The sequence below is a fragment of the Corynebacterium sp. 51B genome (assembly GCF_008930785.1).
Lineage (GTDB): Bacteria > Actinomycetota > Actinomycetes > Mycobacteriales > Mycobacteriaceae > Corynebacterium > Corynebacterium megadyptis.
Genome location: NZ_PQMK01000003.1, coordinates 183,696 through 199,520, shown reverse-complemented (window position 1 = coordinate 199,520; position 15,825 = coordinate 183,696). Strand labels below are relative to the sequence as shown.

The following is a 15,825-nucleotide window of genomic DNA, read 5'->3' as shown; positions in this document are numbered from 1 at the left end:
GGCCCCGCCGCTGCTTTACCCTACCCCTTGCTGTTGAAGGATATCGCCATGACTCACCCCGCCTCGGCCCCGCAGCCCATAGCCCCCGCCAGTATTCGGGTGGGATTTTTCCTCCTGCTCGCCGGGGCGGCGCTCATGATCCTCGCCGGGCTGGTGGTCACCACCGCCGGCTATCAGGGGGATCCCGCCGCGCCCCTGGAGTTCCAAGACAGCGTGGTGCGTAATCAACGCATCGTCGGCTTCTTTAATATGGTGTTAGGGCTGGTGATAGCGGGCCTCGCCGCGCAGCTGCACTCCGGCTCCGCCCGCTCGCGCCGCATCCTTCTGCTCGTGCTAGCCATCGTCATCGTGCTCGACGTGATGGCCTTCGTATTCCGCTTCGTCGGGCTATCCTTCGGGCTGATACCCATGGTGCTGGCGCTCGGTGGGCTGGCCATCTTCCGCCCCACGGCAAATGACTATGTGGCCGCCTGCAGCGCGTGGCGGAAAAAGTGCGCCCAGAATACTCATCCCGAGTCCGCCCCTGATCGCGAGAGCGAGGAGTAAATAATGAGCCCCCTGAGTAATGGCAGTCGCGCCGATCTCAGCCCGGCCGCCCTACGCGCTGACTGGCGAGAAATGGACGAGGCCATCAAAGAGGCTAAAAAAGCGGCCAGCCTCGCCGGATTGAACACCGACGCCTCCTCCTCTGATCTCGCCTCCCAACGTCTCGCCTCCCGAGAGGGATCGGAGCTCATCTCCTTTGCCCTCGAGCTACAAGGACTCTCCTCGGCCGCCGCGGCACGCGATGTGGAACAGGCACTGGAGTGCATCGATGGGGTGCGGGCCTCGCTGATCTACACCAACTCGATCGCGTGGATCACCGCGCCCACCAGCATCCCGCCCGAGACGATCATTGAGAAGCTGGCCAATATGGGGGTGCGGGCCGAGCTCACGGAAGGCTCGCTGCGTCGTCGCGCGGACCGCCTCATCGCCCCGCCGGTGCACCATGCGCAGCGGCATCCGCACCGCAGCTCCCTGCTGGAACGCATCAAAGGCACCAAACAGGCACTCACCGAGGCCAACCCCGAAAACCGGCACTTGGGTCTCACCTTGGAGCGCAACGATAACGCCGATGTGCTCTTCACCGCCCGCGGCCTAGTCACCCTCGACCGGCTGCTGGTGAGCCTCGTGCTCACCATCCCTATCTTGGTCTTTAGCTATGTGCCCTCGCTGCAGATCGACTACTGGCAGTGGATCAGCTTCGCGCTATCTATTCCCGTGGTCACCTGGGGCGCCTGGCCCTTCCACCGCGCGGCGCTGGGGGGATTGCGGCGGAAGATGTCCGCGCTGGACGCGGCCAGTGCGGCCGCCATCATCGCCGCCTTCGGCTGGTCCATGATCATGCTCTTTTTCACCCCAGCCGGCTCCATCGGCTGGACCTCCGAACCGCGCTGGTTCGCCTATAACTACCCCTCGATCCTCGATGGAGAGCTCTTCCTAGATGTGGCCTGCGGCATGACGGTGCTGCTGCTGGGCGGGCGCATCGCCATGCGCCACTCCCGCTCCAACTTGGTGGAAGACGCCCGCCGCGAGCACGAGGGCACCATGTATGAAGTGACGGTGGTGCGCAAAGCCGGCCCCCGTGCTGCCGCCGTCAAACAGGTGGTGCCCGTGCAGGAGCTGCGGGTGGGCGATGACATCCTGGTGCCCACCGGCGGGGTGATTCCCTGCGATGGCCGCGTTGTCGGCGGTGCCTCCACGGTGGCCTCGGGACTGCTGCGCTCGGCGGTGGATCACGATGAAGGCCACCAGGACGCCCGCACCGTGAAGGTGAATTCCAAGGTGTATGCCGGCTCCACCAACCTGGGTGGGCCGCTGAAGATTCGCGTCCGCCACTCCGGCTCCGCCACCCGGCTGGCCGCGATGCTGCGCTGGATCGACGAGTCCACGGCCGTGCAAAACCACTCCGCGCAGCTGGCCACCCGGTCGGCCTCCCTCTTGGTGCCCTGGGCAGTCACTATCGCCATCGTGGATTTTTGTATGTGGCTGCTCATCCGCGGGAATTACAATGTCGCCTTCGCCACGGCGCTCGCTATTCTCGCCTGCGTGGCGCCGGTGTCTCTCGCCATTTCGGCGCCGCTGGCCACCCGCTATGGCATCGAGTCGGGTGCCCGCAAGGGCCTGCTCATCCGTAATTCGGAGACCATCCGCGTGATGGAGCGGGTCAATACCGTGATCTTCAACCGCGTGGGCACCCTGACCAAGGACACCATGTCGGTGGAAACCGTGATCGCCAGCGATCGCGAGAACCCCGAGCTGGTGTTGCGGGTGGCCGCGGCGCTATCGATGGAGTCCGATCATCCGGTGTCCAAGGCTCTGGTCAAGGCCGCCCGCGAGGCCCGCGACCGCGGGGCTGGCGGCGAGGAAATTCCGCACTGGATCGATGTCTCCCAAGCCCATGTGGACGAACACGGCACCTTCACCGGGCTGGTGGAAATCCCCATCGAGGTCGCGCGCGGGAAAACGGAGCTGCGCCAGGTGGAGGCCTCTCTGTGGCGGCCGCGCGATGAATCCGATCTCGAGGGCCGCCTAGCCCTGGCGATCTCCGCCGGCGGTACCCCGCTGGTGGTCAATTGGAAGGGCAAGCCGCGGGGCGTAATCACCATGCACTCGGATCCCAAAGACGATGCCATGGACGCCATCGATGAGCTAGAGACGATGGGTATTGAAACCGTCATGCTCACCCGCGACGCCTATCCGGTGGCGCGCCGCTTGGCGAACTTCATGGGCATCTCCAAGGTGCTCGCCGGTATCGCCCCGGCGAAGAAAACGGTCACGGTCCGCAGTGTTCACACCCGCGGCAATGTGGTGGGCATGGTGGGAGATGAGTCCGTGCGCGGCCCGCTCAACGTGGCCGATGTAGGCCTGCTGGTCCAGCCCGGCGATGATTTCGATGTGCCCGAGGCCGATGTGGTGATCCTGCGCCAGGACGTCTCCGCCATCCCCGAGGCCTTCAACCTGGCGCGCCGTGTTGGTGCCCTCGTGGACCGCAACCTCATGTTCGCCTGGGTGTATAACATCACCGCCATGCTGCTCGCCGCCGCCGGCCTGCTGCACCCGATGGCCGCCACCGTGCTCATGCTCACCAGCTCCTTCATCACGGAGTGGTCCTCCCAGCAGGCGCGACGCTTCTAGCGTATCGACGCCTACCCTAGACACCATGATCCTTTTGACCATCGTCGTCGGCCTCGGAGTGGGGCTCGTGGTGGGCGCCTTGGGTGCCGGCGGCGGCATCCTCTCCGTGCCCGCCCTCATCTTCCTGCTGGGCTTCGCCCCGCACGATGCCACCTACGGATCCCTCATCATCGTGGCCACCACGGCCGCGTTTTCCCTTGTCGGCCACGCCCGCCACGGCACGGTGGCGTGGCGTCGCGGCGCCAGCTTCGGCCTGCTCACGGTGCTGGGCTCCTTCCTCGGTGGGCGGGTATCGGTGCTGGTGAACCCCGATCTGCTCCTGGTGCTCTTCGCGGCGCTCTTGGCTGTGGTGGCCGGCTATATGGGCTGGCGGGGGCTGCGCGATCGCGCCCAGCCCGAGACTGCGGCGGCCGCACCGGCGCCCTCTCGCCCCTGGTGGCTGGTGGTGGCATTGGCCTGCGCCACGGGTTTTCTCACCGGGTTCTTCGGCGTCGGCGGCGGCTTCATCGTGGTACCTGTGCTGGTGCTGGCGCTGGGCATGCGGATGCACCAGGCCGCCGGAACCTCGCTGGTGATTATGATTATCAGCGCCCTGGCGGGGCTGGCGGCGCGAGTGGGCACCGACTTCGGCGGAGACTATCTGACCGTGCTGATCTTTACCGCCGCCTCGGTGGTGGGCGGCATAGCGGGCGAGCCGCTGACCCGACGGGTGCGCCCCTATCAGCTCACCCTGGCCTTCGCCACGCTGCTGGCCGTGGTGGCTGCGGCGACCGCCCTAGAAACGGTGCTCGGCTGAGCCTGCGCCGGGGCGCCCAGTGCGTCGCCGGGTGAGCCATGATCCGGCAAGGGGCAGCTCGCTAGCGACGTGTCCTACGGGTAGGGCATGATGGAACACTATGACCGACTCCGCCTCTGCCCGCCGCCGCTCGATCCCTTCCGCGCCGTTGCTCGCCGCCGCGCATGGCCGCACCCCCAGCCGTACCCCGGTCTGGTTCATGCGCCAGGCAGGGCGGTCGCTGCCGGAATATCGCAAGGTGCGCGAGGGCATCGCCATGCTGGACTCCTGCTTCATGCCGGAGTTGCTGGCCGAGATCACCCTGCAGCCGGTCCGCCGGCATGATGTTGATGCCGCGATCCTCTTCTCCGATATTGTGGTGCCGCTCAAGGCCGCGGGCCTCGATATCGATATCGTGCCCGGCCGCGGCCCCGTGGTGGAGCAGCCGATCCGCTGCGCCTCGGATATTTCGGCGCTGCCGATTCTCGATCACGATGTGGAGGAGATCGTCGAGGGCATTGGCCTCATCCTCAATGAGCTCACTGATCAGCAGGCCCTCATCGGCTTCATCGGCGCCCCCTTTACTCTCGCCAGCTATCTCATCGAGGGCGGGCCCAGCAAAAACCATGAGCAGACCAAGGCCATGATGCACGCCGATCCCGAGAACTGGCATGCGCTCATGCGCCGCATCGTGCCCACCGTGCTGGGCTATCTTGATACCCAGGTGCACGCCGGCATCGACGCCATGCAGCTCTTCGACTCCTGGGCCGGTTTCCTCAGCCAGCGCGACTACCGCGAGTTCGTTCTGCCCTATTCGCAGGAAATCTTCGCGCATATCGAGCAATATGACATTCCGCGCATCCACTTCGGCGTGGGCACCGGCGAGCTGCTGGGCGCCATGGCCGAGGCCGGCCCCGAGGTGGTGGGCGTCGATTGGCGCGTGCAGCTTGACGACGCCGCCTCGCGCATCCGTGCCGCCGCCGGCCCCAAGGTGCTCCAAGGAAACTTGGACCCCGCCATGCTCTTTACCTCGCCAGAGGTGATTTCTTCCGAGGTGCAGCGCATCACGGGCGAGGCCCAGCGGGCCATAGCGGCCGGGGATGCCACCGGCCATATCTTCAACCTGGGACACGGGGTGCTGCCCAGCACCGACGCAGAGATGATCACGCGCGCCGTCGAGATCATCCACGAGACTTAGGAAGTGACATCAGCAACCATGAAGTACGCCATTGTTGGCGCCGGTCTCGCCGGCCTCACCGCAGCCTATGAGCTGAACAAGCACGATAGCTCCGCGCAGATCGATGTGTACGAGGCCGCGGACCGGATCGGCGGGAAGCTGTTCACGGTGCCCTTCGCCTCGGGGCCGACGGATATGGGGGCTGAGGCATTTCTCAACCTGCGCCCAGATATCAAGGAGTTCGTGGCGGAGCTGGGGCTCAGCGATAGCCTGCGCTACCCCTCTGGCCTCGGTTCGCTGGTGTACTCGGGAGAGGAATTGCATCCGCTGCCCCGCGGCGGGGCGATGGGGATTCCCGCCACCGCCGCCGAGATCCGCGAGCTGATTTCCGCCGAGACGGCCGCCCGCATCGACGCCGAGGGCGAGCAGGAACCCATCGCGTGGACGGTGGGGCAGGACCTCAGCGTCGGAGAGCTAGTGCGCCAACGCTATGGCGATGACGTGGTGGATCATGTGCTCAGCTCGCTGCTGGGTGGGGTGTATTCCTGCCAGGCCGATGATCTGGGCGTGCGCGCCACCATCCCGGCGCTGGCCGCCACCTTCGACGCCATGGTCGAGGCGGGGGAGAAGGTCACGCTCTCGGGAGCGGTGAAGAAGATGAATGAGCAGCGCGCCTCCGCACGTGCAGCCCGCAGCGACGCCCCGGCCACCGAGCCGACACCGATCTTCGCCACCTTCGATGGCGGCTATGCCACCTTCTATGAGGCGCTGGCTGAGCGCTCCGGGGCGAGGATCTTCGTGGATGCCTTCATCACTGGCCTGCAGCGCTGCGAGGGCGGGCTGCGCCTCATAGGCGGCGAGGACGAGGTCTATGACAAGGTCATTATGGCCACCCCTGCACCCACTACCGCGCTGCTGCTGAAGCAGCACAACCCGGCAGCGGCGGCCGCGGCCAAGCAGGTGGAGCTGGCCGGCTCGGTGGTGGTGGGCATGAAGTTCGACGATGCCACCGGCCTGCCCGATAACTCCGGCATCCTCATCGCCGCCGATGAGCCGAATGTGCACACCAAGGCCTTTACGCTCTCCTCGAAAAAGTGGCCGCACCTGGCCGCCCGCGGCGGGGCGCTGGTGCGCGCCAGCTTCGGCCGCTATGGCGATGATTCCTACCTGCGCACCGATGAGGACCAGCTGGTGGACTGGGCCCTGGACGATCTGCAGGCCATCACCGGCTTCGATGGCCGCGCCGCCGGGCTGAGTGAGATCTACACCCAGTACTGGTACGGCGGGATCCCGCGCTACTCCCACACCCACCTGGATACCGTTGCCGCCGTGCAGGAGGCCCTTGCCGCTGATGCGGATGTGGCGGTCACCGGAGCATGGGTCGGCGGCGTGGGTGTGCCCGCCGTGGTGGCCCATGCGCGCTCCACCGCCCGCGCGCTTCTGGGTGTGCACGAGCGGCTGTAGGGGTGGAAGTGGGCGTCGATAAGCGTGCTGCTGGAGACGTCTACAATGAAGCACATGACTTTTAGCACCTCGCACTCCGCTGAGTACTTTGATCGCGCGCAGAATCTCATCCCTGGCGGGGTGAATTCTCCGGTGCGGGCCTTCGGCTCCGTGGGAGGCCAGACCCGCTTCATCGACCACGCCCACGGCTCCACGCTGGTGGATGTGGACGGCAATGAATACGTGGATCTTTTCTGCTCCTGGGGGCCGATGCTGCTCGGGCACAACCACCCCGCCATCGTGGAGGCCGTGAAGAAGGCCGTGGAGAAGGGGCTCTCCTTCGGCGCGCCCACCCTCGGAGAGGTCGAGCTGGCCCAGACCATCGTGGATCGCACCTCGGTGGACGAGGTACGCCTGGTGAACTCCGGTACCGAGGCCACCATGTCGGCGGTGCGCCTGGCCCGCGGCTTTACCGGCCGGTCGAAGATCATCAAGTTCGAGGGCTGCTATCACGGCCACGTGGATGCGCTGCTTGCCGCCGCCGGCTCGGGTGTGGCAGATTACTCCCTGCCCGGCAGCCCGGGTGTCACCGGCGCCTCCGCCGCCGACACCATCGTGGTGCCCTATAACGATATCGAGGCGGTGCGCGCCGCCTTCGCCGCCCATCCGGAGGATATCGCCTGTGTGATCACCGAGGCCGCCGCCGGCAATATGGGTACCGTCGCCCCGGTGGAGGGCTTCAACCAGCAGCTCAAGACCCTGTGCGGCGAGTATGGCGCGCTGCTGATCATGGACGAGGTGATGACGGGCTTCCGCACCTCCTACCAGGGCTGGTACGGCGTGGATGGCGTGGCCGGCGACCTCACCACCTTTGGCAAGGTGGTCTCCGGCGGGCTGCCCGCCGCGGCCTTCGGTGGCCGCCGCGACATCATGGAATACCTTGCCCCGCACGGCCCCGTGTACCAGGCCGGCACCCTCTCCGGTAACCCGGTGGCGGTGGCCGCCGGTAAGGCCTCGCTGGATAATGCCAGCGCAGACATCTATGACACGGTGCGCGCCAATGCCGATCAGCTGGCCAGCCTCACCCACGCGGCGCTGGACAAGGCCGGAGTGGCGCACCATATTCAGCGCGCCACCACCATGATGTCGGTGCGCTTCGCCGAGGGCGAGGGCCACAATTTCGCCGATATGCAGGGCGCCGATACCTTCCGCTACCCGGCCTTCTTCCACGCCATGCTGGAGCACGGCGTGCACCTGCCGCCGAGCGTGTTTGAAACCTGGTTCGTCTCGACCGCGCTGAGCGACCGCGACTTCGAGACCATCGAGAAGGCCCTCGCTGCAGCCGCCGAGGCAGCGGCCGCCGCTACCCCAACCAAGGACGGAGCCTAACGTGGCCAGCACCCCCGACACCACCATTGTGCACCTGGTCCGCCATGGTGAGGTGCACAATCCGGAGCGCGTCCTCTATGGCCGCCTGCCCGGCTATCACCTATCGGAGCGGGGCCGGGCCCAGGCGGCCGCCACCGCCGCCTCCTTCGCCGGCCATGACGTGACCCAGCTCTATAGCTCCCCGCTGCAGCGCACCCGCGAAACCTCCGAGCCCTTTCAGCAGGTCACAGGCCGTGAGCTGCAGACCAACGAGGGACTGCTGGAGGCCGGTAACCGCTTCGAGGGATTGCGCATCAAATCCTGGCGCTCCCAGCTGTGGAACCCGGTGCGCTGGCCGCTATTGGTGGATCCGCGCGTGCCCTCCTGGGGTGAGCCCTATGAGCACATCGCCGAGCGCATGATGGACACCATCGCCGATATTCGCGAGCGCGCCGCCGGGCATGAGGCCATTGTGATCAGCCACCAGCTGCCGATTGTCTGCGTGCAGCGCCATCTGCAGGGCCTGCCGCTCTATCACAACCCCGCCCTGCGCCGCTGCGACCTGGCGTCCGTGACCTCGCTGATCTTCCACGGCGAGGACATCATGGACATGCACTACACCGAACCTGCACGGGACATCTCATGAAGCGCACTACGGCACTGATTCTCAGCCTGGTGGCGGCCGCCACCACGGCCACCGCCTGCAGCACCGGCGATGATGCCGTAGCCGTGGGCGGAACCTTCTCCTTCGTGGCCCCCGGCGGCGAAACCGATATCTACTACCCCGAGGAGGAGCGCGCCCCCATCGGCACGCTCAAGGGGCCCTCGCTGCTGGACGAGAACACAGAAATCTCCCTGGACGACTACGAGGGCCAGGTCGTGGTGCTCAACGCCTGGGGCCAGTGGTGTGCGCCCTGCCGCTCCGAGTCAGATGATCTGCAGCGGGTGCAGGAGGATATCGAATCCCGCGGGGGCACCGTGCTGGGCATCAATGTCCGCGACCACAATGTGCAGCTGCCGCGGGACTTCGTGAAAGACAACGGGGTGAGCTATCCCTCCATCTACGATCCGCCCTTCAAATCGGCAGTGGCGCTGGGTGGTTTTCCCGCCACCGTGATCCCCACTACCATCGTGCTGGATAGACAGCACCGCCCCGCGCACGTGTTCCTGCGAGAAGTCACGGACACCGAGCTGCTCGAGGCAGTGAACCAAGAACTGAGCTAAGGATCTGAGTGGACACCAACGCCGTCGCTGATCTCGTGGCCAGCGGCCCCCTGCTGCTGGGGCTGCTCGCCGCCGCGCTCGCGGGGCTGGTGTCTTTCGCCAGCCCCTGTGTGGTGCCACTGGTGCCGGGCTATATCTCTTATCTCGCCAGCGTGGTCGGCGGCGATATTAGCTATGATGCGCGCGGCGGCACCGTGGTGCGCGGCTCCCGCGCCCGCGTGGCCGGGGCTGCCGGCCTGTTCATTCTGGGTTTTACCGTGGTGTTCGTGCTCGCCACCGTCACCGTCTTTGGCACCATTCAGGCGCTCACCGTGCAGGCCACCACGCTGCAGCGGATCGGCGGGGTCATCACCATCATCATGGGCGTGGCGTTCATGGGCTATATCCCGGCGCTGCAAAAAGACACGCGGCTGCAGCCGAAGCGTATCTCCACCTGGGTGGGGGCGCCGCTGCTCGGCGGGGTCTTCGCCCTGGGCTGGACACCCTGCCTCGGCCCCACTCTGGCAGCGATCATCTCCGTGGCCGTCGGCACCCAAGGCACCACCGCCGCCCGCGGGGTGGCGCTCATCATTGCCTATTGCCTCGGGCTTGGCCTGCCCTTCTTATTGGTGGCGCTCGGTTCGGCCCGGGCGATGAACTCGGTGGACTGGATGAAACGCCATTCCCACACCATCCAGAAGATCGGTGGCGCCCTGCTCATCGTGGTGGGCGTGTGCTTGGTCACGGGGTTGTGGGATAGCTTTATTAACGTGATCAGGCAGTGGACCGTCAATTACGGCACCACCCTGCTCTAGGCCGCGGCTCCGACTCCTCAAAGGACAACGCTGAGTACCTCATGAAAAACCTCAACCGCTATGTCGTTCGCGCATGGAACTGGCTTACCAGTATGCGCACCGCGCTCATCCTGCTTTTTCTGCTCTCTTTGGGCGCCATCCCCGGTGCCCTTTTGCCGCAGCGCAGCCTCAATGAGTCCAAGGTAGAGGAATACATTGCCACCAATGGGCGCATCGCGGAGGTCTACGATAAGCTGCAGCTTTTCGACGTCTTCAGCTCCACCTGGTTCACCGCGATTTATGTGCTGCTGTTCATTTCTTTGATCGGCTGTATTCTGCCGCGCAGCTGGGAGCACTATCAGGCCATGAAGCAGCCGCCGGTGCGCGCTCCCAAAAAATTGGAGCGCCTCCCGCACTACTCCGAGGGCGTCGTGGAGGACAACCCGGATGAGGTGCTCGCCGCAGCTCGCAGCCGGATGAAGGGCTGGCGGCTGAAGGAGTACTCGGCTGCTGAGGATCGCAGCGGGCAGCGGTCGCTGGCGGGGGAGAAGGGCTATGCGCGCGAGCTGGCCAATCTCGTCTTTCACCTCGGTTTAGTGGGAATGTTGATCACCGTGGCCTGGGGCCGGTTGAGCTACTACGAGGGCCAAGTGATCGTGGTGGCCGATACCGAGGAGTCGCAGTTCTGCAATACCGCGGTGGCCAACTATGACAGCTTCCGCCACGGCGCCACCTTCGATGGCACCAGCCTCAACCCCTTCTGCATCGACGTCCACGACTTCACCGCCGACTATCTGCCCAATGGCCAGGCGGAGATGTTCCACAGCAACGTCTCCTGGGCCGAGGGCGAGGACGTATATTCCGATCCCTCCACGTGGCAGGACTATGAGCTGCGGGTGAACCACCCGCTGCGTATCGCCGGCGATCGCGTCTATCTGCAAGGCCACGGCTTCGCCCCCACCGTCACGGTCACTTGGCCGGATGGGGAAAGCCGCACCCAGACCCTGCAGTTCCGCCCCGATGATCCCACCTTCTTCCTCTCCTCCGGCGCGATGCGTTTCGATCCGCCGGCGGGAATGTATGAGGAGCTCTCGGAGCGCCGCCAAAACCAGATCGCCCTCGAGGGGCTCTTTGCCCCCACCGCCGCGTGGTCGGGGGAAAATAATGAGCTGCTCGCCTCCGCCTTCCCCGCGATGCGCGATCCCGCCCTCGCCATCGATATCTATCGCGGCGATGCCGGGCTGGATACTGGGCGCGGGCAGTCGCTGTGGAGCCTCGATCCCTCCCTGGTGCACACCGGCCAGCTGCAGAAGCTGGAGCGCGTCAATCTGCTCCAGGGCGAGTCTGTCACCCTTGACGATGGCACCACCGTCACCTTCGACGGCGCCAAGGAGTTTGTGAACCTGCAGATCAGCCACGATTCCACCCAGATCTGGGTGCTGGTGAGCACCATGATCACCCTGGCGGGGCTCGTGGGCTCGCTGGCCATTAAGCGCCGCCGCATCTGGATTCGCGTCAGCCCGGTTGCGGGCGGCACCCGGGTAGAGACCGGTGGTCTGGCCCGCACCGACCGCGCCGGCTGGGGCGAGGAGCACGACGACCTCGCCCGCGCCCTCTACGGGCTGCCCGATCCGGAGGATGAGAGCTTCGACGCCGAGGTGGATGCCCAGCACATTAGGGGCTAGCCGCGCCGCCGCTCGGCTCCTGCCGGGGCCCCGCTGGGCAGGGCAGGCTTATTGAAATTGGCCTAAGGTTCGCTACACTCTCACGAAGAATAAACTCTTGACGGGATAGGACGACTAGTGAATTCCCTGCCGGTTAATCAGTCTGTGGCGACGTTTTCGGATCTCACCTTCGCCTCGGCGTTTGTGGTGTACTTCTTGGCGCTCGCACTCGCGATCGTCTACTACGTGAAGCACACCGCCGCCGCGGAGGCCACGATCGACGCCACACGCCCCGCGCTCGTGGGCACGACGAGCTCCGCCTCGGGATCGGATGCCGATTCCGGCAGCTCCGATACCCTGCCGCCGGCCGCGACGAAGAAGGCAGCTGAGCTAGAGGCGAAGGCGCAGCGCTTCGCCAATATGGCGCAGACCATGGTGTTCCTCGGCATCGTGCTGCACGCCACCTCCCTGGTGCTGCGCGGTGTCTCTGCCTCCCGCTTCCCCTTCGGCAACCTCTACGAGTACGTCTCCGTCATTACCTTCGGCACCATGCTGGTGACCGCGCTGATGGTCACCTCCCGCGCCATCCCGGCGCTGTGGCCGTGGGTGCTCACCCCGGTGCTGGCGCTGATGTTCTTCGGCGGCACCAAGCTCTATGCCGAGTCCGCGCCGCTGGTTCCGGCCCTGCAGTCCATGTGGTATCCCATCCACGTTTCCACCGTGGTCACCGGCGCCTCTATCTGCATGCTCTCTGGCCTCGGCTCGCTGGTGTTCCTCTTCCGCAGCCGCTTCCCCAAGGGCAAGGAGCCCGCTACCTTCTTGGGACGGGTGGCCCGGCCGCTGCCCGCGGCGAAGGTCTTGGACCAGATCGCCTATAAGACGGCCATTTGGGCGCTGCCGATCTTCGGCCTGGGTATTGCCCTGGGCGCGATCTGGGCGGAGTCCGCGTGGGGTCGTTTCTGGGGCTGGGATCCGAAGGAGACCATGTCGCTGGTTACCTGGCTGCTCTTGGCCGCCTATCTCCACGCCCGCGCCATCCCCTCCTTCAGCCGCGTATTCGCCGCCTGGATCAACGTGGTCTGCCTCGGCACCATGGTGTTCAACCTCTTCTTCATCAACATGGTCACCTCGGGCCTGCACTCCTACGCCGGCCTCAACTAACGCCCCTGCCTGTACCGAGCGGGTGTGGCCACTGCGGCGCGCCCGCTCCTCGCCCGCGCAGAAAGGACCTCTGTCGTGCATCTCGTGGTCACCGGCGGCGCCGGTTTCATTGGCGCGAACTTTGTTCGCCGCACCCGACTCACTCGCCCCGAGGTGGAGCGCATCACTGTTCTCGACGCGCTTACCTACGCCGCCAACCCCGATAGTCTGGCCGGTACGGACGCGCAGCTGGTGCAGGGGACTATCTGCGATGAGCAGCTCGTGGACGAGGTGCTTCACGACGCCGACCTCCTGGTGCACTTCGCCGCGGAAAGCCACAACGATAATTCCATCGACCACCCCGAGGTTTTTGCCCGTACCAATGTGGAGGGCACGGTGACCCTCGCCAAGTGCGCGGTGGCGCATGGGGTGCGCATGCACCACATCTCCACCGATGAGGTCTATGGCGATCTGCCTCTCGACTCCGCGGAGCGTTTCCAGGTGGATAGCCCCTATCGGCCCTCCTCGCCCTATTCGGCGTCGAAGGCGGCCAGCGATCACATGATCCGCGCCTTCGTGCGCTCCTATGGCCTGCAGGCGACCATTTCTAATTGCAGCAATAACTACGGCCCCTATCAGCACCCAGAGAAGTTCATTCCCCGGCAAATCCTCAAGCTGCTGCAGGGCGAGTCCGTGCGCCTCTACGGCGATGGCCGCAATGTGCGGGACTGGATTCACGTGGACGATCACAATGACGCCGTGTGGCGCATTATCGACGCCGGCAAGATCGGCTCCACCTATCTCATCGGGGCGGATGGGGAGGCCTCCAATAGGGACGTGGCCGAACTGCTCGTCGAGATCATCGGCGGCGGCGCTATCGAGTATGTGCGCGATCGGCCCGGCCATGATCGTCGCTACGCCATCGATCCCAGTTCCACCGAGGAACTCGGGTGGGCGCCGGCGCACACCACGCTGCGCGCCGGGCTGGAAGAGACCGTGGAGTTTTATCGTCGCAATCCGCAGTGGTGGCAGGCGGCCTATGCCCGCTCCGAGGAGCTCTACGCCGCTCGCGGCGTCTAGCCGCACTGCTCAACGGGGTGCAGCCTCGCGCCGCGCGGCACTATAGTGGTGCCTATGCTGCATGAACTCTCCACCCTGCCCAGTTTCTACACCGAGCCCACCGTGCACCCCGATGCGCGGGGCAGCTTCCACGAGTGGTTTAAGGCCACCGAGTTTGAATCCTTCACCGGCCACCCCTTTGCTTTGCAGCAGGCGAATATGTCTGTCTCCCGGGCCGGAGTCCTGCGCGGGTTGCACTTCACCGCCGTGTTCCCCGGGCAGCAGAAGTATGTCACCTGCGTCAGTGGCGAGATCTGGGATGTGTTGGTGGATGTGCGCCTCGGCTCGGAGACCTTCGGTCGCTGGGAGGGCGTGACCCTTTCTGAGGAGAATCGCCGGTGCCTCTACATCCCGGATGGCTTCGCCCACGGTTTTGCCGCGGTGCGCGATTCCACCGTCTGCTATCTCACCTCCAGCGAATACGACCCGAACGTCGATTTCGGCGTCGATCCGCTCGATAGCAGCCTCGGTATCGAATGGCCGGTCAGCGATCCGATCCTGAGCGATAAGGACCGCGCCGCCCCGGGGCTGGACGAGGCCCGCGATCATCTGCCCACCATCGAGGACTGCGAGGAGCTGCTCAACATGTACAAGGATGGGTGGGTGCTGGCGAACGAGGAAGCGCAGCAGTGAAAGGCATCATCCTCGCGGGCGGCACCGGTTCGCGGCTGTGGCCCATCACCCTGGGCGTCTCCAAACAGCTGGTTCCGGTCTATGACAAGCCCATGATCTACTACCCGCTGTCCACGCTCATGCTGGCGGGTATTGATGACATTCTCGTGATCGTGGATCCGAACGATGAGCCGCAGTTTCGCCGCCTCCTCGGGGATGGCTCCCAATTCGGCATCTCCTTAAGTTTCGCCACCCAGGACGCCCCACGGGGGCTTGCCGACGCCTTCCGCATCGGCCGGGACCATATTGGAGAGGACAGCGTGGCGTTGATTCTCGGCGATAATATCTTCTATGGCGCCGGCCTCGGCACCCAGCTGCGCCGCTTCACCGAGGTGGAGGGCGGGGCGATCTTCGCCTATTGGGTGGCTGATCCGAGCGCCTATGGGGTGGTGGAGTTCGACCGCGAGGGCAATGCGCTGTCGCTGGAGGAAAAACCGGCCCAGCCGCGCTCCCAGTTCGCGGTGCCGGGCCTGTATTTCTACGACAACGAGGTGGTAGATATCGCCGCCGGCCTCACCCCGAGCGCTCGCGGCGAGCTCGAGATCACCGATATCAACAACCACTATTTGCAGCGGCAGGCGCTGCAGGTGGAGGTGCTGCCGCGGGGCACCGCATGGCTGGACACCGGCACCCATGAATCGCTCATGGACGCCGGCGATTTTGTGCGCACCATCGAAAAGCGCCAAGGGCTCAAGATCAGCTGCCCAGAAGAGGTGGCGTGGCGCATGGGGCTGATCTCTGATGAGCAGCTGCGCATCCGGGCGCAGCGTTTGGAGAAGTCCGGCTATGGCGCCTACTTGAGCGAGATTCTCCGGCGCGAACAGGCCGCCGCCCGCGCCTAGACCCAGCTAGGAGCCTGGTTTCTCCTCGGGATTCTCCTCCGGGTTATCCTCCGGTTGTTCTCGCGGCGTATCCGCCGAGGCGGGGCCAGGCTGCTGTTCAGCGGCGCGCTGCTCTTCGATCCGGCGCTGCTCCTGCCTGCGTTCGCGGCGACGCCGCTCCTCGGCCTCCTGGGCCTGGCGCTCGAGTTCCTGCTGGCGGGCGCGCCGCTCCTTGAACTGGCGTTTTTCCAGCTCCCAGAGGAATTCCTCATCATCGTCGGGGCCCTTGATGACGGGCCGCTGCGACTGCTGGAGCTGGTTGTTTCGTTTCCAGCTCGATGGCCCAAAGGCCTTCCAGATCAGCACCAGGGCGGCAATGATGAGAATGAGAACGATGAGACGACCCACTCGCTGACAACTCCGATCTCTACAAACAATGATGCGGGCTACGTTTTCTTCCCCCAAGGATACG

Annotated in this window: 15 protein-coding genes; 14 read left to right on the top strand and 1 reads right to left on the bottom strand. The window is 65.4% G+C overall.

The genetic code is table 11. The annotated features are described in order from the left end of the window. Positions 1 to 48 precede the first annotated feature (48 nt). From GBB14_RS05315 to rfbA, 14 genes are all read left to right on the top strand, one after another. Entirely contained in the window at positions 49 to 546 is a 498-nt protein-coding gene (locus GBB14_RS05315) for a hypothetical protein (RefSeq protein WP_151529330.1), read from the top strand. Between the two features lie 3 nt (positions 547 to 549). Then, a complete protein-coding gene (locus GBB14_RS05310) occupies positions 550 to 3,177 on the top strand; it encodes a cation-translocating P-type ATPase (RefSeq protein WP_151529329.1) in 2,628 nt (875 codons plus the stop codon). A gap of 25 nt (positions 3,178 to 3,202) precedes the next feature. Continuing rightward, positions 3,203 to 3,973 (top strand): sulfite exporter TauE/SafE family protein, encoded by a 771-nt coding sequence (locus tag GBB14_RS05305; RefSeq protein WP_151529328.1) that lies wholly within the window; start codon positions 3,203 to 3,205, stop codon positions 3,971 to 3,973. Positions 3,974 to 4,073: 100 nt separating this feature from the next. Further along, positions 4,074 to 5,150 (top strand): uroporphyrinogen decarboxylase, encoded by a 1,077-nt coding sequence (hemE, locus tag GBB14_RS05300; RefSeq protein WP_151529327.1) that lies wholly within the window; start codon positions 4,074 to 4,076, stop codon positions 5,148 to 5,150. Between the two features lie 18 nt (positions 5,151 to 5,168). Then, entirely contained in the window at positions 5,169 to 6,593 is a 1,425-nt protein-coding gene (locus GBB14_RS05295; RefSeq protein WP_151529434.1) for a protoporphyrinogen oxidase, read from the top strand. Positions 6,594 to 6,647: 54 nt separating this feature from the next. Next, positions 6,648 to 7,961: a glutamate-1-semialdehyde 2,1-aminomutase gene (gene hemL / locus GBB14_RS05290; protein WP_151529326.1), complete on the top strand. Its 1,314-nt coding sequence runs from the start codon at positions 6,648 to 6,650 to the stop codon at positions 7,959 to 7,961. Between the two features lies 1 nt (position 7,962). Beyond that, the gene (locus GBB14_RS05285) at positions 7,963 to 8,586 is read left to right on the top strand and encodes a histidine phosphatase family protein (protein ID WP_151529325.1); all 624 of its coding nucleotides are present in this window, start codon (positions 7,963 to 7,965) and stop codon (positions 8,584 to 8,586) included. Continuing rightward, positions 8,583 to 9,164 (top strand): TlpA disulfide reductase family protein, encoded by a 582-nt coding sequence (locus tag GBB14_RS05280; protein WP_151529324.1) that lies wholly within the window; start codon positions 8,583 to 8,585, stop codon positions 9,162 to 9,164. The genes GBB14_RS05285 and GBB14_RS05280 overlap by 4 nt, the downstream gene beginning before the upstream one ends. An 8-nt stretch (positions 9,165 to 9,172) precedes the next feature. After that, positions 9,173 to 9,958 carry a cytochrome c biogenesis CcdA family protein gene (locus tag GBB14_RS05275; RefSeq protein ID WP_151529323.1) on the top strand — a complete coding sequence of 262 codons (786 nt, stop codon included), beginning with the start codon at positions 9,173 to 9,175 and terminating at the stop codon, positions 9,956 to 9,958. Between the two features lie 41 nt (positions 9,959 to 9,999). Beyond that, entirely contained in the window at positions 10,000 to 11,622 is a 1,623-nt protein-coding gene (locus GBB14_RS05270; protein WP_151529433.1) for a cytochrome c biogenesis protein ResB, read from the top strand. A gap of 126 nt (positions 11,623 to 11,748) precedes the next feature. After that, positions 11,749 to 12,762: a c-type cytochrome biogenesis protein CcsB gene (ccsB, locus tag GBB14_RS05265; RefSeq protein ID WP_192796188.1), complete on the top strand. Its 1,014-nt coding sequence runs from the start codon at positions 11,749 to 11,751 to the stop codon at positions 12,760 to 12,762. Between the two features lie 75 nt (positions 12,763 to 12,837). Continuing rightward, positions 12,838 to 13,821, top strand: coding sequence for a dTDP-glucose 4,6-dehydratase (gene rfbB / locus GBB14_RS05260; RefSeq protein ID WP_151529321.1), 984 nt, complete (start codon positions 12,838 to 12,840; stop codon positions 13,819 to 13,821). A gap of 54 nt (positions 13,822 to 13,875) precedes the next feature. Further along, positions 13,876 to 14,493, top strand: coding sequence for a dTDP-4-dehydrorhamnose 3,5-epimerase (gene rfbC, locus GBB14_RS05255; RefSeq protein ID WP_151529320.1), 618 nt, complete (start codon positions 13,876 to 13,878; stop codon positions 14,491 to 14,493). Continuing rightward, the gene (rfbA, locus tag GBB14_RS05250; RefSeq protein WP_151529319.1) at positions 14,490 to 15,374 is read left to right on the top strand and encodes a glucose-1-phosphate thymidylyltransferase RfbA; all 885 of its coding nucleotides are present in this window, start codon (positions 14,490 to 14,492) and stop codon (positions 15,372 to 15,374) included. Before rfbC ends, rfbA begins: the two co-directional genes overlap by 4 nt. 6 nt (positions 15,375 to 15,380) lie before the next feature. On the opposite strand, the gene GBB14_RS05245 is transcribed toward rfbA, so the two are convergent. After that, positions 15,381 to 15,761: a hypothetical protein gene (locus GBB14_RS05245; RefSeq protein WP_151529318.1), complete on the bottom strand. Its 381-nt coding sequence runs from the start codon at positions 15,759 to 15,761 to the stop codon at positions 15,381 to 15,383. Positions 15,762 to 15,825 lie beyond the last annotated feature (64 nt).